This is a genomic window from Duganella sp. CY15W (assembly GCF_009857555.1).
In the GTDB taxonomy this organism is placed as follows: domain Bacteria; phylum Pseudomonadota; class Gammaproteobacteria; order Burkholderiales; family Burkholderiaceae_D; genus Rugamonas; species Rugamonas sacchari.
Genome location: NZ_WWCQ01000002.1, coordinates 886,596 through 904,874, shown reverse-complemented (window position 1 = coordinate 904,874; position 18,279 = coordinate 886,596). Strand labels below are relative to the sequence as shown.

At 63.8% G+C, this 18,279-nt stretch carries 18 protein-coding genes; 13 read left to right on the top strand and 5 right to left on the bottom strand.

Annotated elements, in window-relative coordinates:
• Positions 1–31: 31 nt before the first annotated feature.
• From GTP58_RS13555 to GTP58_RS13545, 3 genes are read right to left on the bottom strand one after another with little or no spacing between them, the layout of a single operon-like run.
• Positions 32–823 (bottom strand): hypothetical protein, encoded by a 792-nt coding sequence (locus tag GTP58_RS13555; RefSeq protein WP_161077897.1) that lies wholly within the window; start codon positions 821–823, stop codon positions 32–34.
• A gap of 28 nt (positions 824–851) precedes the next feature.
• Entirely contained in the window at positions 852–1,613 is a 762-nt protein-coding gene (locus GTP58_RS13550; RefSeq protein WP_161077896.1) for a DUF2491 family protein, read from the bottom strand.
• Position 1,614: 1 nt separating this feature from the next.
• On the bottom strand, positions 1,615–2,373 hold the full coding sequence (locus GTP58_RS13545; RefSeq protein WP_161077895.1) for a hypothetical protein: 759 nt from the start codon (positions 2,371–2,373) through the stop codon (positions 1,615–1,617).
• Between the two features lie 86 nt (positions 2,374–2,459).
• Between GTP58_RS13545 and GTP58_RS13540 the strand changes: the two genes are divergently transcribed.
• A complete protein-coding gene (locus tag GTP58_RS13540; protein WP_161077894.1) occupies positions 2,460–2,942 on the top strand; it encodes a phage regulatory CII family protein in 483 nt (160 codons plus the stop codon).
• A 7-nt stretch (positions 2,943–2,949) separates the two neighbouring features.
• Here GTP58_RS13540 and GTP58_RS13535 read toward each other — a convergent pair whose 3' ends face one another.
• Both GTP58_RS13535 and GTP58_RS13530 read right to left on the bottom strand, forming a co-directional pair.
• On the bottom strand, positions 2,950–4,836 hold the full coding sequence (locus tag GTP58_RS13535; protein ID WP_161077893.1) for a DUF6600 domain-containing protein: 1,887 nt from the start codon (positions 4,834–4,836) through the stop codon (positions 2,950–2,952).
• Between the two features lie 89 nt (positions 4,837–4,925).
• Positions 4,926–5,564: a LysE family transporter gene (locus tag GTP58_RS13530; protein WP_161077892.1), complete on the bottom strand. Its 639-nt coding sequence runs from the start codon at positions 5,562–5,564 to the stop codon at positions 4,926–4,928.
• A gap of 106 nt (positions 5,565–5,670) precedes the next feature.
• On the opposite strand from GTP58_RS13530, the gene GTP58_RS13525 reads away from it, so the two are divergent.
• The 12 genes from GTP58_RS13525 to ccoG all read left to right on the top strand — a co-directional run bounded on the left by GTP58_RS13525 (position 5,671) and on the right by ccoG (position 18,269).
• Entirely contained in the window at positions 5,671–6,606 is a 936-nt protein-coding gene (locus GTP58_RS13525) for a DUF808 domain-containing protein (RefSeq protein WP_161077891.1), read from the top strand.
• 43 nt (positions 6,607–6,649) lie between these two features.
• Positions 6,650–7,075 carry an inner membrane protein YiaA gene (gene yiaA, locus GTP58_RS13520; protein ID WP_161077890.1) on the top strand — a complete coding sequence of 142 codons (426 nt, stop codon included), beginning with the start codon at positions 6,650–6,652 and terminating at the stop codon, positions 7,073–7,075.
• Between the two features lie 140 nt (positions 7,076–7,215).
• The gene (locus GTP58_RS13515) at positions 7,216–8,853 is read left to right on the top strand and encodes a PAS domain-containing methyl-accepting chemotaxis protein (RefSeq protein ID WP_161077889.1); all 1,638 of its coding nucleotides are present in this window, start codon (positions 7,216–7,218) and stop codon (positions 8,851–8,853) included.
• 6 nt (positions 8,854–8,859) lie between these two features.
• Positions 8,860–10,272, top strand: a complete 1,413-nt coding sequence (gene hemN / locus GTP58_RS13510; protein ID WP_161077888.1) for an oxygen-independent coproporphyrinogen III oxidase — start codon at positions 8,860–8,862, stop codon at positions 10,270–10,272.
• A gap of 7 nt (positions 10,273–10,279) precedes the next feature.
• The gene (locus GTP58_RS13505) at positions 10,280–11,032 is read left to right on the top strand and encodes a sulfite exporter TauE/SafE family protein (protein ID WP_161077887.1); all 753 of its coding nucleotides are present in this window, start codon (positions 10,280–10,282) and stop codon (positions 11,030–11,032) included.
• Positions 11,011–13,461: a heavy metal translocating P-type ATPase gene (locus tag GTP58_RS13500; protein WP_161077886.1), complete on the top strand. Its 2,451-nt coding sequence runs from the start codon at positions 11,011–11,013 to the stop codon at positions 13,459–13,461. The genes GTP58_RS13505 and GTP58_RS13500 overlap by 22 nt, the downstream gene beginning before the upstream one ends.
• Entirely contained in the window at positions 13,461–13,622 is a 162-nt protein-coding gene (gene ccoS, locus GTP58_RS13495) for a cbb3-type cytochrome oxidase assembly protein CcoS (RefSeq protein ID WP_072783096.1), read from the top strand. The genes GTP58_RS13500 and ccoS overlap by 1 nt, the downstream gene beginning before the upstream one ends.
• 91 nt (positions 13,623–13,713) lie before the next feature.
• Positions 13,714–15,135, top strand: a complete 1,422-nt coding sequence (ccoN, locus tag GTP58_RS13490) for a cytochrome-c oxidase, cbb3-type subunit I (RefSeq protein ID WP_161077885.1) — start codon at positions 13,714–13,716, stop codon at positions 15,133–15,135.
• Positions 15,136–15,148: 13 nt separating this feature from the next.
• Positions 15,149–15,763, top strand: coding sequence for a cytochrome-c oxidase, cbb3-type subunit II (gene ccoO, locus GTP58_RS13485; protein WP_161077884.1), 615 nt, complete (start codon positions 15,149–15,151; stop codon positions 15,761–15,763).
• 1 nt (position 15,764) lies between these two features.
• Positions 15,765–15,932 carry a cbb3-type cytochrome c oxidase subunit 3 gene (locus GTP58_RS13480; protein ID WP_072783090.1) on the top strand — a complete coding sequence of 56 codons (168 nt, stop codon included), beginning with the start codon at positions 15,765–15,767 and terminating at the stop codon, positions 15,930–15,932.
• Positions 15,925–16,887 (top strand): cytochrome-c oxidase, cbb3-type subunit III, encoded by a 963-nt coding sequence (gene ccoP / locus GTP58_RS13475; protein ID WP_161077883.1) that lies wholly within the window; start codon positions 15,925–15,927, stop codon positions 16,885–16,887. Before GTP58_RS13480 ends, ccoP begins: the two co-directional genes overlap by 8 nt.
• Positions 16,884–18,269, top strand: a complete 1,386-nt coding sequence (gene ccoG, locus GTP58_RS13470) for a cytochrome c oxidase accessory protein CcoG (RefSeq protein WP_161077882.1) — start codon at positions 16,884–16,886, stop codon at positions 18,267–18,269. The genes ccoP and ccoG overlap by 4 nt, the downstream gene beginning before the upstream one ends.
• The last annotated feature ends 10 nt before the right edge of the window (positions 18,270–18,279 follow it).

The following is an 18,279-nucleotide window of genomic DNA, read 5'->3' as shown; positions in this document are numbered from 1 at the left end:
AATGGCGTCTACGGCCTATATTGTAGCTGGATCAGGACTTTGCAAGCGCCAAAGGCTCAGCCGGCTGGCCGGACAGGCGCTGCAAACGGGCCAGCGCCGACTCCGACTCATTCCCCAGCGCCGGCTGGCTCACCGATTTACGGATCGCCTCCAATTCGGCGGCCTGCGCCAGCGGCTTCTGGCCGATGTCCGTCACGATGCGCAAGCCTTCGGCATCGTTGCGGATGGTGTCGGCGCGGCGGGTCAGCGCCGCCAATGCGCTGGACTGGCCGCGCATGCCTTGCAGCCCGGCCAGCTGGGCCTGACGGTCGGCACGCAGCTGCTGCAAATCCTGCTGGGCGCGGGCAGACGCCAGCGCCTGCATCGCCTTTTTGGCCTGCGCGTCGAACTCCGACAGCTGCTTCGACAAGGCATCGACAATGGTTTGCAGCTCGTTCATATACTGCCTGGCGTCCGCTTCTTCCTGCAGCTCCTGCGGCAGGCGGGCCTTGTTGGCCTCCAGCTCGTCGCAGAACAGCGTGATGGTGGATTCCGCGATCTTGCCGCTGGCCAGGCGTTCGGCCAGCGTGCCTGCCGCCTGCTCGTCAGTGGCGATCAACTGGCGCAGCTTGACCACGTCGCCAGCCTCCTTGTCGAACGCGGCACGGGCGGCGGCCAGCTTCTGGGCGGCGCTGCGCAGATTGTCGGCCAGGCGGTCGCGGTCGGCCTCGGTGGCGGTTTCCGGATCGAAATTGGCGATGGCCTCGGAGACGCGATTGCCCAGCGCGCCGAAGTGCTTGGAAATCAGTCGTGCCGTCAGGCCCCAGCCATTCAAGTTGCTCATGTCAGTCTTCCTCATTCAAAGTTGCGCATCATTGGATAACGATGCGTTGCTGCTCCACCGGAATCCCAATGACAAAGTCGACATGGATTCCGCATTTGCTGGTATCGCCGTTCACGCTGTGGATGATTTCCGTCGTGATCAGCAGATATTCGTGGCCGCCGCCGCGCAGCTGGCGCACGTACGGCATGAAATACATTTCCTGGCGCAAGCCGGTACGGCCGCTGGCGTCGTCGAGACGGACTTCGGTGCCCGTGAACGGCGGCATGAAGCCCGCTTCCGGATCGCCGGCGTCGCGCCAGTAGTCCAGCCCATCGCTGGCGCCGAAGATCAGGTCCAGGTCCAGGCCCGGATCATCTTCCAGCTGCTGGCGCCACAGCGTGTAGCTGCGGTCGCCCAGGCCGGCGCCGGACTGGCCCGTGTAAGCGTCCTGGTCTTCCACCGTCTGCGGAATCACGCGCGCCAGCTGGGTGCAGTACATGATCTCGCTGACTTCGCCGCTGGCGTTCTGGTAGACCTGAAGGAACTTCTCCTGGTCGTCGCGGTCGCCGGTGTCGAGGTAGTAGCGGTACAAGCCGCCCGACTGCTTCAGCCTGAGCTGCGACACCGCCACAATGCGCGTATCCGCCGCCTCCGGCAGCCCGATCAGCGAACCGTCCGCCACCGCGCGCAGCAGCGGCGACTGCTGTATGCCGACCAGGCTGCCGATGCGCGCGCCCAACGGTAGGGCGTCATCCGCCGGTTTGGCCGCCACGCTGCCGCGCAGATAGTTGTAAGCATCCGACCATCCCATCTCAATTCCTTTCAAACGAATAATTTGGCGCAGCACGCAGACGGCGCAGCTTGCGAACGAAATACACCACCAGCCAGACCAGGGCACTCAACACCATCAGCCACACAAACCAGCGCAGCACGCTTGCCCCGAAAGACGGCTGCGGCGTAGGCGCAGGAGCGCCCAGTCCCGGCATGCCAGTCACCGTGCCCGCGCTGTCCGTGGCGGCGCCGGCTTGCGGCACCGGCTGGCTGCCCTGCGTGGTCGGATACGCTACCGGCTGATGGCTCTGGCTCATCGCCCGGCCCAGCATGAAGCCCAGCACGCCATGCATCAGCGCATTGCTGCCCGAGGCGGGCGGTGCGTACACCGGTGGCGGCGGCTGGTAGACCGGCGCCGGTGCCTGCTGCGGCTGGCGCAAGCTATCGTTCAGCGGCGGCAGCGGTGGTGGCGCATTGGCAGCGGCGCGGCGCTCATCCAGCGTCTTCAGCGCGTTGGCGCGGGCCGCGCTGTGGTCGACGTCGCGCGACATGGCCGACGTAGCGCGCTGCGGCTGCGCCGGCGAACCGGCCTGCTGGCCGAACGCGCCGGGACCGCTCTGGCGGTTGGCGGCAGGCGGCGCCGGGCGGCTGTGCGCGGCGGAGTTGCTCTTTTGTGAAGAAAATCCACTTTTATACGACGACGATGTGCCAGAATGTGAAGCCGGCCGCGCTAACGCCGGGACATTGCTGGCAAAGACTATGCAAACCATCAAAAGCAGCGCAGATCGAAGAGACTTCATGATGTCTTTTCACAAGGAAGTTGTATGAAAAACAGCATAGCGCCGCGCGTTGGCGGTTGCATCGGTAATAAAAGGCACGCTTCACCATGACTCGCAAATACCTGGACATGAATCAGCACGACGCGCTTTACAAGGTGGCGCGCGCCTATCCCGGCGGCATCGACGCTTTGGCGCAGGCAATGGGGATTTCCGTCAACGTCCTGCGCAACAAGCTGGCGCCGACGATCGCGTCGCACTATCCCTCGTTTGAGGAGGTGTCAACCGTGGTGCACTTGTGCCACAAGGCGGGCGTGGCGGACGCGCACCTGCCGCTGCACGCGCTGCTGGTCCGCCATGGCATGGCGGCGTTTGTGGTGCCGACGCCGGAAACCATCGGCGAAGACGACCTGTCGCAGACGGTGTGCAAGGTGATGAGTCAGGTAGGTGCGGTCGCGGAAGCCGTCTCCAGCGCACTCATGGACGGCAAAGTCACGGCAGCGGAAGCCGATCTGATCGAACGCGAATTCCAGGGCGCGCTATCCGCCCTGGGTGAATGGCGCGCCCGCCTGCGCCTCAAGGCGCAAGAATAAACCGAAGTTATTGCTGGTTTTGCTTGCGGCGGTCACGGTTTTCGTCACGCTGACGTTCCGGTTCCCGCCGCTGTTCGCTGCGATTTTCACGCTGCGGCTGTTGCGCTGGCTGCGGCTGTTGCGCTGATTGCTGCGGTTGCGCCTGTTGCTGTGGTGGCGGGTTGAATTGACGCGGCGGTTGAGCTGCCGGCTGCTGCTGCTGCGGTTGAGCCTGCGGCTGAAGCTGTTGCGGACGAGGATCGGGACGCTGCTCGTCCGCCGGCCGGAACCGACGATGGCTGTCATCACCACCGCGGTCAAAGCGGTCGCGCGCCGGTTGCTGCTGGGCCGGCGGCGATACTTGCAACACCGGTGCCACCGACTGCTGCTGCGACACTTGCGTCTGGCCAGCGCCTGGCTGCTGCGGCGGATTGAAACGCGGGCGCAGCTCAATCCGCACATCGTTAGGGTTGATGGTCTGCGGCCGCGAATCGCGCTCGCCAAACTGGTTTGGCGCCAACGTGCTGATGCGCCCTGGCGGCTGCTGCGCCGGTGCCGGCACCGGCTGCGATGGTGCGGTGGTAATCACCCGCCCCGGACGGTCGTTGCGCTCAAAGCGGTCCGGCACGCCATCATGGTCGCGATCGCCCCAGCCACCGCGGTTGGTGGTCAGGGTGCGCGGCTGGCCAGCCGGCTGCGGCGGCGCCACCGGCGCCACGCCTTTTACAAACGTCGCTGGCGGGATCACGGAGGCGCCACGGTTGACCGGCACGTAGCGCCGGCCTTCAAACTGGTCGCGCGGCAGCACGGTCAGGCCATCGCGTTGGCCATTCCAGTCCGGACGCGGGGTGAACGGTTTGCCGTTGTGGGTCCATGTGACCCGGCGCTCGTAATCCGTGGACACGCGGTAGGTCGGCACAAAGCGGTCGCGCGGCGACAGCGGATACCAGCCCAGCCCCGGCCCCGGATGGTGCGGACCGCCATTGCCGCCCACCCAGCCAACCAGCGCCGGCGCCCACACCGGCCGTCCCACCGGCCGACCCGGCGCCCAGCACCAGCGGCGGTTGACGATCACCCAGCGCCCATAGTGCGACGGCGCATAGCCCCACGGCGCATTGTCGACCCAGGTCCAGCCCCATGGCGCCAGCCAGATCCAGCGGCCGTCGCGGTATGGCGCCCAGTCCAGCGCCACGTTCCGCGGGGTCCACAGCGGACCGTACTCGTTATTGTCGACCCAGGTGCCATTGCGGTCCAGCTCTTCGTAGCCGGTGATGCCGCTCGAGACAAAACGGGTGGTCGTGGTAGTGCTGTCCAGGCGGTCGCGGTCTTCGGCCCAGATGTCGAAGCCATCACGCCGCGCCACGCTGGTGCGGACGTCTTCCGCGCTGATATCCACATGGCGGCCGTTACTCACCACGACTGACGAACCGGCGCCATCCACACGCGCGCTGCCGGCCAGCACGCTGATCTGGCTGGTATCGGGCGTGCGGTCGACATCCACGCGCAGCACGCCCGGCTCGATCATGGTAATGCGCGCCTGTGGCGTGCTGAGTTCGAAATCCCGCAGCAGCTCGGGGCTGCGCACGCGGATGCTGACGCTGCCGTAGTTCAGGCGCAGGCGCAGCAAGTCGTCATCCATGGCGCTGATTTCCAGGTCCGAATCGCTGTCGACCCGCACCGCCGTCGAGCCGACGCGGAATTCCGTGCGCGCACCGCTGGCGGTGTTGATGTGATTGAACGCCGTCACCGGCCAGTTCAGCGAGGCGCCGACCGGATCGCCGTCGCCCACCAGCGTCACCTGGCCCTGCACGCTGGAGATGCGTCCGACAATCGCAGGCGGGTCGTCGGCCAGCGCCAACGCACTAAAGCCGGCCAAAGCGGCCAGCACGACGGTGTGGATCAGTTTGCGGCCCATGGCAGCGTCTCCTGTGGTTATGCCTGATTTAACGCCGCACGTTCGGGTTCGACTACACGGGTTACACGAGGTTACAAAATGTGTTGCAATTAAGCAGTGGCGCCGCCGCGCTTGACGAAGAACAGCGCCGCACCCACCGCCATCAGCAGGCCGCCGAATACCCGGTTTTGCTTCTGGACCGCGCCCGCATCGCGGAAAAAGCGCTGCATCGACGACGCCAGGAAGGCATAGCTATGCATCACCACCAGATCGATGCAGCACATGGTCACCGCCAGGATCAGCAACTGCGGCAGCAACGGCGCGTCGTGGGTAATGAATTGCGGCAGCACGGCCACCATGAAGATGATGCCTTTCGGATTCGTGGCATTGGTCAGAAAGCCGGTCATGAAGCGTTTTTTCACCGTCGGCACCACCACCTCCGCATGCTTTTGCTCGCCGATGCTGACCTTGGCGCGCCACTGGCTCAGGCCCAGGTAGATCAGGTACAGCGCGCCCACCGTCTTGACGATATTGAACGCGACCTCGGACGCCAGCAGCAGCGAGCCCACGCCGGCGCCCGCAATGAAGAACACCAGCATCAGACCGCTCTGCAAGCCGAAAATGGTGGCGCTGGTACGGCGCACGCCATACGACAGACCATGGGACATCGACAACACCGCCCCCGAACCGGGCGACACGGCAATAATGCAGGCGGCAACGAAAAAGGTAATCCAGGTAGCAAAGCTCATGGTCGGTCCAGTCAAATAGGTAATCCACATTGTAGCGGTATCGGCGCGCCGCTTGCATGGGTTAATATTGCCCTTCCAACCATACCTTTTCAGGGAGACTTTCAAGATGGCCGGTTCCAGCCTGCTCGCACTCATCGATGACATTGCCACCATCCTCGACGATGTCGCCTTGATGAGCAAAATGGCAGCCAAGAAGACCGCCGGCGTGCTCGGCGACGATCTGGCCCTGAATGCGCAGCAAGTGGCGGGCGTACGCGCCGAACGCGAGCTGCCCGTGGTGTGGGCGGTGGGCGTCGGCTCGCTGAAGAACAAGGCCATCCTGGTGCCGGCCGCGCTGGCCATCAGCGCGTTTGCGCCGTGGGCCATCACGCCGCTGCTCATGCTCGGCGGTCTCTACCTGTGCTTTGAAGGTTTTGAAAAAATCGCCCACAGCCTGCTGCACAAGGACGACGACGGCCACCAGCACCAGTTGCAAGAAGCGCTGGCCAACCCGGACGTGGACCTGGTCGCGCTGGAACAAGACAAGATCAAAGGCGCCGTACGCACCGACTTCATCCTCTCGGCCGAGATCATCGTGATCGCGCTGGGCACCGTGGCGGCAGCGCCGTTTTTGCAGCAGGTAACCGTGGTGGTCGGCATCGCGCTGCTGATGACGGTAGGTGTGTATGGTCTGGTCGCCGCCATTGTCAAAATGGATGACGCCGGCCTGTACCTGAGCCAGCGCGGCGGCGCCGCCGTGCGGGCGCTGGGCCGCGTGCTGCTGAGCGCCGCGCCCAAGCTCATGAAGCTGCTGGGCGTGGTCGGCACCGTCGCCATGTTCATGGTCGGCGGCGGCATCCTGACCCACGGCCTGCCGTTTGCCCATGACCTGATCCACCATGCCACCGAAGCGGTGACGCAGGTGCCGAGCGTCGGCCCGCTGCTCGGCGCCGTGGTCCCAAGCCTGCTGGATGCAGTCGCGGGCCTGATTGCCGGTGCGCTGACGCTGGCGGTGGTCAGCGCGGGCGGCAAAATCTTGCGCATGGTCAAAAAGCCTGGCTAACTGTTCTGCTTCGATACGCGTTCACCCATCACAAGGAGTAAAAATGACGACCAAAACCCAACAAGGCCCAACTGCCGCCTTCATCGGCGCCGCCTGGCTTGCGCTGCTGGCCGGTACCGCGACCTATCTGATCGGTCTGTGGAACGCCAGCATGCAGCTCAACGAAAAAGGCTATTACTTCACCATCCTGATGTACGGCCTGTTTGCCGCCATCTCGCTGCAAAAATCGGTGCGCGACCGTAACGACGGCATTCCGGTGACAGGCATGTACTTCGGCCTGTGCTGGTTCTCGGTGCTGCTGTCGATCCTGCTGCTGGTGGTCGGCCTGTGGAATGCCACGCTGGCGCCCAGCGAAAAAGGTTTCTACGCCATGGCATTTTTGTTAAGCCTGTTCGCAGCCGTCACCGTGCAAAAAAACGTGCGCGATGTGGCCGCGCTGAAGGCCGTCAACCCTGAACAATCCAATTAATCACCTTGTTTCATCTCAGGCGAACGCTGCACTGGTCCAATCCGGGCAAATTTGATCTAAATCAATAAATTCGACCGGCGGACTACGTAAACTGGCCATATCTATTGCGATAAAGCAATAAACTAAGCCGGAGTTACGTTATGCGCAACAATCAACCTGTTACCAACCGCGAAGTAGAAGTCCTGGAAGACCAGGCCATCGTCTCGAAAACTGACCTGGACGGCAAAATCACGTATGTGAATCCGTATTTCACCCAGATCAGCGGTTTCAGTGAAGATGAGCTGCTGGGCGCGCCGCAAAACATCGTACGCCATCCGGACATGCCGGCCGAAGCGTTTGCCGACCTGTGGTCCTCGATCAAGGCCGGCACACCGTGGACCGGCATCGTAAAAAACCGCTGCAAGAACGGCGACCACTACTGGGTGCGCGCCAACATCACGCCGATCCGCGAAAATGGCCGCACCATCGGCTATATGTCGGTACGCACCCGGGCGGAACGCCACCAGATCGCGGGCGCAGAAGAAGCCTACCGCGCGATCCGCACCCAAGCCAATCACGGCATCCGCATCAAGAACGGCCAGGTGATCCGTCCTGGCGTCGGCACGCTGCTGTCGCGCCTGAGCCATGTCTCGCTAGGCTTCCGAATCTGGGCCGCCACCAGCGTGGTCAACGTGCTGCAGATCATCGTCTGCGGCGCCGCACTGCTGAACGGCACCAGCGCCAACAACTACGGCATCTTTGCCGCCACCTTCGTCGGCCTGATGATCAACGTCTTCCTGTGGTACACGCTGCGGGTCTCGGTGCTGCAGCCGCTGGGCCGCGCGCTGCAAGGCGCCCGCGCGATTGCCGCCGGCGACCTGTCCGGCACCTTTGAAACCGAAGCCACCGACGAAGTCGGCCAGCTGCTGCGCGCACTGGAGCAGATGAACAGCAACCTGATCGCCACCATCCGCGACGTGCGCGTCAACGTCGAAACCATGGCGGTGGCCACGCGCCAGATCGCCGCCGGCAACGCCGACCTGTCGGGCCGCACCGAAGCGCAGGCGGCCAGCCTGGAAGAAACCGCGTCCAGCGTGGAACAGTTCTCGTCGACCGTGAAGCAGAACGCCGACAACTCCGAACAGGCCAACAGGCTGGCGCAGAACGCCTCCAGCGTGGCGCTGCAAGGCGGCGAGATTGTGGCGGACGTCATCGCCACCATGGACGAGATCAACAACTCCTCGCGCAAGATCGTCGATATCATCGGCCTGATCGAAGGCATCGCGTTCCAGACCAACATCCTGGCGCTGAACGCTGCGGTGGAAGCGGCGCGCGCCGGTGAACAGGGCCGCGGCTTCGCCGTCGTCGCCGGTGAGGTGCGCAACCTGGCGCAACGCAGCGCCACGGCCGCCAAGGACATCAAGAACCTCATCGACGTCTCGGTCGGCAAGGTCAGCGCCGGCATGGCGCAGGTTGACCGCGCTGGCGCCACCATGAAGGAAGTGGTGGCCTCGGTACAGCAAGTGACCGCGATCATGAAGGAAATCTCGGTCGCCTCGCACGAGCAAAGCATCGGTGTGGACCAGGTCAATTCGGCCATCGCCCACATGGACCAGGTCACGCAGCAGAACGCCGCACTGGTGGAAGAAGCCGCCGCCGCCACCGCCAGCCTGGCGCTGGAAGCGGGCGGCCTGACACAAGCCGTAAGCCTGTTCAAATTTGGCCCGGCCCGCGTCTCGCGCGCGGCCCGTGCCGCAGCATCAACGCCATCCACTTCCGTGAAACGCCTGGCCGCCTAAGAGATCATGAATACGCCTTTCCCACCCGTTGAATTTGATGCGCGCGTCATCGGCAAACTGAGTCAGTCGGGACCACGCTATACGTCCTATCCCACTGCGGACCGCTTCCAGAACGACTTTGGCTACGGCCAGTTCCTGGAGGCGGTGGCCAGCCTGCGCATGCGCCGCAGCCGCCGGCCGCTGTCGCTGTACATTCACATCCCGTTCTGCGACACCATCTGCTACTACTGCGGCTGCAACAAGATCGTCACCAAGGATCACAGCAAGGCGGCCACTTACCTCGGCTACCTGAAGCAGGAAATCGATATGCAGGGCCGGCTGTTCGACGGCATGGGCCAGATCGAGCAGCTGCACTTTGGCGGTGGCACGCCGACCTATCTGAGCGACAAGCAGATGGGCGACCTGATGACGCACCTGCACGCGAATTTCGATTTCGCCTCGGACGCGCAAGGCGAGTATTCGATCGAAATCGATCCGCGCACGGTCAGCGTGGAACGCGTGCGCAGCCTGCGCGCGCAAGGCTTCAACCGCATCAGCCTGGGCGTGCAGGACTTCGATCCGGACGTGCAGAAAGCCGTCAACCGCATCCAGCCGGAAGCGGAAACGCGCGCCGTGATGGATGCAGCGCGTGAAGCCGGCTTCCGCTCCATCAGCATCGACCTGATTTACGGCCTGCCCAAGCAGACCATGGCCAGCATGGCGCAAACACTGGAGAAGGTGGTCGCCGCCAGTCCGGACCGCATCGCGCTGTACAACTACGCCCACCTGCCGCACATCTTCAAGCCGCAGCGCCGCATTGCGGAAGCCGACTTGCCGACGCCAGCGGTCAAGCTGGAGCTGCTGGCCATGTGCATCAAGCGCCTGTGCGACGCCGGCTACATCTACATCGGCATGGACCATTTCGCCAAGCCGGAAGACGAGCTGGCGATCGCCCAGCGCCAGGGCCGTTTGCAGCGCAACTTCCAGGGCTACTCGACGCGCGCGGAAGCCGAGCTGATTTCGTGCGGCGTGTCGGCCATCAGCGCGGTCGGTGCGACCTACAGCCAGAACGAAAAAACGCTGGACGCGTACTACGAAAAACTCGAGAGCGGCGTCCTGCCCGTCACGCGCGGCATCAAGCTGGATAACGATGACCTGCTGCGCCGTATCGTGATTCAAAAACTCATGTGCAATTTCGAACTGTCGATGTCGTCGATCGAGCAGGGCTTCCCGATCAAGTTCCGCCAGTATTTTGCGGTGGAACTGGACAAGCTGGCAGCCTTTGCCGACGACGGCCTGCTGACCATCGATGATGAATGGATTTCGGTGACGCCCAAAGGCCGCCTGCTGATCCGCAATATCTGCATGGTGTTCGACCGCTACCTGGGTCTGGCCCACGACATCGCACCGCAACCGATGCGCTACTCGAAAACGATCTGAGGATGACATGAATGCCGCACAGCTCTTGCCAGTGTTTGTGGTCGGCCTTGCCGGCAGCATCCACTGCGCAGGCATGTGCGGCGGCATTGTGACGGCGATGTCCACCACGGCAAAGCCGCGCGTCCCGGCCAGCGCCGTCATCCCCATCACCAGCGCGCGCGCCAGCGTGCTGCCGCACATCCTGTCCTACAACGCTGGCCGCATCGGCAGCTACATGATGGCCGGCGCACTGGCAGGCGGCCTCGCTGGCGGCGCCCGCAACATGGCCGCAGTGGCCGGCGTGCAGCTCAGCTTCTACTGGCTGGCCAACGCCATGCTGGTGGCGCTTGGCCTGCATCTGATGAACGCCTGGCGCGGCCTGGCTGTGCTGGAGCAGGGCGGCCGCGTACTGTGGCGCCGCATCTCGCCCGCCATGAAACCGCTGATGCCCGCCGATACCGCACCCAAGTCCTTCGCCCTGGGCGCGCTGTGGGGCTGGCTCCCTTGCGGCATGGTGTACAGCGCACTGACCACCGCAATGCTGAGCGGTTCGGCCGCCGATGGTGCGGCCATGATGCTGGCCTTCGGCCTGGGCACGCTGCCCATGCTGACGGGTCTCGGCTTGCTGGGCGCGCGCCTGCAGCACGCCATGCAGCGCCGTCCTGTGCGTATCGCCTGCGGATTGCTGGTACTGGCATTTGGCGTGATCGGGCTTGCCCGCGCAGCGGGTGGCGTCACGCCCGAATGGATGAATATGTTATGCCTGACACCACACCCTTAAACAGCAACGCACCGGCGCTCTGCTACCACTGCGGCCAGTCCGTACCGGATGACGCGCCATGGAAGGTACGCATCGCCAGCGTCGAGCACACGATGTGCTGCCCCGGCTGCGCGGCAGTGGCGCAAACCATTGTCGATCTGGGACAGGAAAGCTACTACCGCGACCGCACCGCCTACGCCGCCAGCGCGGAAGGCGCGCAGCAGCTGCCGCCGGAACTGCAACTGTACGACAACGCCGATCCACGCTTCGCGCTCGATGAAGACAGCCGCGAATCCACCTTCACCGTGGAAGGCATACGCTGCGCGGCCTGCGTGTGGCTCATCGAAAAATGCCTGGCGCGCCTGCCCGGCGTGGACAGCGCACAGCTCAACGTCGCCACCGAAAAACTCTACGTCCGCTGGCACACGGACAACTGCAAACCGGGCGACATCCTCGGCGCGCTGCACGGTATCGGTTACGCCGCCTATCCTTACGACGCCAGCCGCCACGCCGACCAGCAACGCCGCGCCGCCAGAACGCTGGGCCGCCAGCTGTTCGTGGCCGGCCTGTCGATGATGCAGGTGATGATGTATGTCGCCCCGGCCTACCTCGCGGAAGACGGCACGCTCGACGCCAGCATGGCGTCCCTGATGCGCTGGGCCAGCCTGCTGCTGACGCTTCCGGCGATCTGCTACTCGGCGCTGCCGTTCTGGCGCGGCGCCTTCGCCAGCCTGCGCGCGCGTTCGCTGGGCATGGACGTGCCGGTTGCACTGGGCATCGCCGCCGCATTTGGCGCCAGCGTGCTGGCCACCTTCAGCGGCCAGGGCGAGGTATGGTACGACTCGGTCACCATGTTCATCTTCCTGCTGCTGTGCAGCCGCTACCTGGAACTGCGCGCACGGCGCAAGGCCGGTGCGGCGCTGGAACGCCTGCAGCACGCACTGCCGGCATCGGCCTCGCTGCTGGAGAACTACCCGGCCAACCAGGCCATCACCATCGTGCATGCAGCGGCGCTGGCGGTGGATAACCTGATACTGATCAAGCCGGGTGAGGCGGTCGCCGCCGACAGCGTCATTGTGGAAGGCCGCACCTCGCTCGATCTGTCGCTGCTCAGCGGCGAAAGCGCGCCCGTGCCGAAGCAGAAGGGCGATGCCATTCCCGGTGGCGCCATCAATGCCGGCAGCATGGTCATCGCGCGCGTCACCCGGCGCGCGGCGGACAGCACCCTGTCCGACCTGATTAAACTGATTAACCGCGCCGGCGGCGAAAAGCCGCGCATCGCGCAATGGGCCGACCGCGTGGCCGCCTGGTTTGTCACCGGCCTGCTGGTGTTTGCGCTGGCCGCATTCTGCGCCTGGTTCTGGCTCGACGGCAGCGCGGTGCGCGCGTGGCCGATTGCGATTGCGGTGCTGGTGGTGTCCTGTCCGTGCGCGCTGTCACTGGCCACGCCGACCGCGCTGGCCGCCGCCACCGACCAGCTGCTGCGCCAGGGCGTGCTGGTCACCGGTCCGCAAACGCTAGAGACGCTGCACCGCGCCACCCACATCGTGCTCGATAAAACCGGCACGCTGACCTGGGGCCGTCCGGTGCTGCAAAAGACGCAGCAGCTGGCCGCGATGCGGACCGACTTCTGCCTGCAAGTCGCGGCGGCGATGGAAACCGGCAGCGCCCATCCGCTGGCGCGCGCCATCGTCAACGCCGCCGTGGAAGCGGGATCGCAAAACTGGAGCGCCGCCGAACTCCAGGAGGTTGCCGGCTGCGGCCTGGAAGGCATGGTGCACAACCGCCGCTACCGGCTGGGCAGCATGCAGTTCGTCAGCGGCATCAGCGGCCTGCCGCCTTCACGCGCTGTGCCGGACGGCGTCACGCCAGTCTACCTGGGCGCGGAAGGCCAGTGGCTGGCCTGCTTCCACCTGCACGACGGCCTGCGTCCCGACGCCCAGGACACGGTCGATTACTTCCGCAGGCACGGCAAGACAGTGGTGCTGGTCAGCGGCGACGACGACGCGCTGGCACGCCGCGTCGGCGACCAGCTGGGCATCGAAACCACGGTCGGCGGCTACCTGCCGGCCGATAAGCTCAGCTTTGTCCAGCAGCTGCAGCGACGCGGCTGCGTGGTGGCGATGATTGGCGATGGCATCAACGACGCCGCCGTCATGGGCGCGGCCGATGTGTCGTTTGCCATGGGCAGCGGCGCCGCGCTGGCGCAGGCGCATGCCGATGCGGTACTGCTCAACGGCCGCCTGGGCGCGGTCGCGGACAGCGCGCGCACGGCTGCACGCACCATGCAGGTAATCCGCCAGAACCTGGGCTGGGCCACCGTCTACAACGTCACCGCGATTCCTGCCGCCGCCATCGGCCTGCTCAATCCGTGGCTGTCCGGGGTCGGCATGGCCATCAGTTCCGCCGTGGTGGTGCTGAACGCGCTGCGCCTGAGAAAGCTGCGCTGATGGAAGCCCTCTACCTGCTCATCCCGCTCAGCGTGGTGCTGGTGTTTGCCGCGCTGTGGGTGTTCTTCCGCGCGTCCGACGACGGCCAGTTCGACGATCTGGTCGGCCCGGCGCTGCGCATCCTGCAAGACGACGACTTGCCACCGCCAGATCACAAGTGATCCGGCGGTTTTTGATCCATATCAAGGATTTTTAAGGTTCCCCTAAGTAACCTTTGACCTACATCATCAAAGTGTTCTGGGGAGAACAAAATTGGAACAACACTACAACTACAAGGTCGTCAAACAGTTCGCTGTTGCGACCGTAGTCTGGGGCGTCGTAGGCATGCTGGTCGGCGTGATCATTGCCGCCCAGCTGGCCTGGCCGGCGCTGAATCTGGACATACCATGGCTGACCTATGGCCGTTTACGTCCGCTGCATACTAACGCGGTTATTTTTGCGTTCGGCATCTGCGGTCTGTTTGCTACCTCGTACTACGTGGTACAGCGCACCTGCCAGGTGCGTTTATTCTCGGACAAGCTTGCCGCCTTTACCTTCTGGGGTTGGCAGGCGGTGATACTGAGCGCTGTCGTTACCCTGCCCATGGGCCTGACCCGCGGCAAGGAATACGCTGAACTGGAATGGCCCATCTCCATTCTGATCGCGATTGTATGGATCTCGTATGCGATCGTGTTCTTCGGCACCATCATCAAGCGCCGCGTCAAACACATCTACGTCGCCAACTGGTTCTTTGCCGCCTACATCATCGCCGTGACCATACTGCACGTGGTGAACGGCGCCAGCATGCCGGCATCGCTGTTCAAATCGTACTCGGTCTACGCCGGTGTACAGGACGCGATGATCCAGTGGTGGTACGGCCACAATGCGGTGGGCTTCATCCTGACCGCGGGCTACCTGGGCATGGTCTACTACTTCATTCCGAAGCAGGCCGAACGTCCGGTGTACTCGTACCGCCTGTCGATCGTGCACTTCTGGGCGCTGATCTTCACCTATATGTGGGCCGGTCCGCACCACCTGCACTACACCGCGCTGCCGGACTGGACCCAGTCGATCGGCATGGTGTTCTCGCTGGTGCTGCTGGCGCCTAGCTGGGGCGGCATGATCAACGGCATGATGACCCTGTCGGGCGCCTGGCACAAGCTGCGCACCGATCCGATCCTGAAGTTCATGATCGTCTCGCTGTCGTTCTACGGTATCGCCACGTTCGAAGGCCCGATGATGTCGATCAAGACCATCAACGCGCTGTCGCACTACACCGACTGGACCATCGCTCACGTCCACGGCGGCGCCCTGGGCTGGGTCGGCTTCATCACCATGGGTTCGATCTACTACCTGCTGCCACGCCTGGCCGGCGAACAGAAGATGTACTCGACCCGGCTGATCGACCTGCACTTCTGGGTCGCCACCATCGGCATCGTGCTGTACATCGCCGCGATGTGGATTGCCGGCGTGATGCAGGGCCTGATGTGGCGCGCAGTGAATGCCGACGGCACGCTGACCTACACCTTTGCAGAAAGCGTCAAAGCCACCTATCCGTACTACGTGGTGCGCTTCACCGGCGGCTTGCTGTACCTGAGCGGCATGTGCGTGATGGCTTACAACACCTGGATGACCTTGCGCAACCGCGATACCGCCGTTGCCGTGATCCCGGCCGTCAACCCTGCCCACGCCTGATATCGGAGTTCGTATGAAATTTTCACATGAATGGATTGAGAAAAATCCCTGGCTCATGATCGCCCTGGTGACGCTGGTGGTCAGCATCGGCGGTGCGGTTGAGATTGCCCCGCTGTTCTTCCAGAAATCGACTACCGAGCCGGTGGCGGGCCTGAAGCCGTACTCGCCGCTGCGCCTGGCCGGCCGCGACATCTACATCCGCGAAGGCTGCTACAACTGCCACTCGCAGATGGTACGGCCGTTCCGCGCCGAGACCGAGCGCTATGGCCACTACTCGGTGGCCGGCGAGTTCGTCTACGACCATCCGTTCCAGTGGGGCTCCAAGCGTACCGGTCCCGACCTGGCGCGCGTGGGCGGCCGCTATTCCGACGAATGGCACCGCACCCACCTGAACAATCCGCGTGACGTGGTGCCGGAATCGAATATGCCGAACTACCCATGGCTGGCCAGGACCGCGCTGGTCCCAGCCGAGATCGTGCCGAAGATGAAGGCGCTGCGCATCACCGGCGTGCCCTACAGCGACGCCGAGATCGCCGCCGCACCGGAAGAACTCAAGGACAAGACCGAAGAAGACGCCCTGGTCGCCTACCTGCAAGGCCTGGGCACCCTGATCAAGACGAGGAACTAACATGGCACTCCAAAACCTGTTCGACCACGCCAGCAGCGTGATGACGGTCATCTCGTTCATCACCTTTGCCGGCATCCTGTGGTGGGCCTATGTGAGCCACAAGGAAAGCGATTTCGCCAGCGCCGCCCGCCTGCCGTTTGCCGACGAGGAGGACCTGCATCATGGCTGATTTCACCAATGGCTTCTGGGACTGGTACATCGTGACATTGACGCTGCTGGGCGTGATCGGCTGCGGCGTGCTGCTGTATTCGCAGTCCAAGGTCAAGGTCGCCAAGACCGCCGAAGGCAAGATCGACACCACCGGCCACGTCTGGGACGAAGACCTGACCGAGCTGAACACGCCGATGCCGCGCTGGTGGATGTGGATGTTCTACATCACCATCATCTTCGGCCTGGCCTACTTCGTGCTCTATCCCGGCCTCGGCACCTACGCCGGCACGCTGGGCTGGAAATCGACCGGCCAGTACGAGGGCGAGCTGCAAAAGGCCGACGCCGACTTCGGTCCGCTGTTTGCCAAGTACCAGAAGCAGGACCTGCAGGCCGTGGCCGCCGATCCACAGGCCCACGCGATCGGCGAGCGCCTGTTCCTGACCTACTGCGCCCAGTGCCACGGTTCGGATGCACGCGGCAACAAAGGCTTCCCTAACCTGACCGACAAGGACTGGCTGTTTGGCGGCGCCCCGCAAACCATCAAGGAAACCATCATGCACGGCCGCGTTGGCGCCATGCCGCCGATGGGCGCTGCGGTGGGGGGCGACAAGGACGTGGAAGCCGTGGCGCACTACGTGCTGAGCCTGTCGAATTCGACCCACGACCCGATCAAGGCGGTGTTCGGCAAAGACAAGTTCGGCGCCTGCATGGCTTGCCACGGTGCGGACGGCAAGGGCAACCAGATGCTCGGCGCGCCCAACCTGACCGACAAGATCTGGCTGTTCGGCGGTAGCGCGGAGACCATCAAGGAAACCATCAACAAAGGCCGCACCACCACCATGCCGGCGTTTGCCGACTTCCTGGGCGAGGCCAAGGTCCACGTGCTGGCAGCCTACGTCTGGAGCCTGTCGAACGATCCCAAACAACCCGCGCCAGCCATACCGGCCGACCCACCCGTAGCAGATACAAAATGAACGCCCCACAGGAACAAGTCATCAAGATGTATGCAAAGCGCGAGGAGATCTATCCTCGCGAGATCGACGGCCGTTATGCCCGTCTGCGCTGGCTGTTTGTATGGCTGACGCAACTAGCCTTCTACTGCACACCCTGGCTGCAGTGGAATGGCCGACAGGCGCTGCTGTTCGATCTGACCACCCGCAAGTTCTACATCTTCGGACTTGTCCTGTGGCCGCAAGACTTTATTTATCTGGCCGCACTGCTCATCATCAGTGCCTACCTGCTGTTCCTGGCCACCGCCATCGCCGGCCGGGTATGGTGTGGTTTCGCCTGTCCACAGACGGTCTACACCGAAATCTTCCTGTGGATAGAACGTAAGATCGAAGGCCAGCGCAGCGCCCGCATTGCGCTGGACCGCCAGCCGCCGTCGCTGCGCAAGTACGCCAAGAAAAGCGCCAAGCACCTGGCCTGGGGCGCGGTCGCACTGTGGACCGGCTTTACCTTTGTCGGCTACTTCACGCCGATCACCGAACTCATGGGCGAAGTGGTAACGCTGAACTTTGGCCCATGGGAATGGTTCTGGGTGCTGTTCTACGGCTTTGCCACCTACGGCAACGCCGGCTGGATGCGCGAGCAGGTGTGCAAATACATGTGCCCCTACGCCCGCTTCCAGAGCTCGATGTTTGACCGCGACACCCTGATCATCACCTACGACAGCCAGCGCGGCGAGCCACGCGGTCCGCTGTCGAAAAACACCCACGGCAACGGCGGCTCATGCATCGACTGCTCGCTGTGCGTCCAGGTCTGCCCGACCGGTATCGACATCCGCCACGGCCTGCAATACGAGTGCATCGGCTGCGCCGCCTGCGTCGACGCCTGCAACAACGTGATGGACAAGACCGGCCAGGCACGCGGCCTGATCCGCTACAGCACGGAACGCGCCATGGAAGACCACATGACGCCAACCGAGATCCGCCGCCGCGCCATGCGGCCGCGCGTGAAGATCTACACCGCCGTGCTGGGCCTGATTGTGCTGGCCACCTGTAGCGCGCTGTTCCTGCGTACACCGCTCAAGCTGGACGTGATCCGCGACCGCGGCTCGATGGGACGCGAAGTGGAAGACGGCATGATAGAAAACGTCTACCGCCTGCAGATCATGAACACCTCGGAAAAAGCGCATCTGTACAAGATTGAAGTGGGCGGCCTGCCAACGCTGGCGCAAGCCACCGCCGACCACGTGATGGTCGAGGCCACCGAGACCAAAGCCTATCCGGTACGCCTGCGCGTGGCGCATGGCACCGGCCAGACCGGCTCGAACAAGATCCAGGTCACCCTGACCGCAGTCGATGACCCATCGCTGCATGTGAAAGAATCCGCGGTCTTCATCGTGCCGCGCTAAGGAGCTTCGT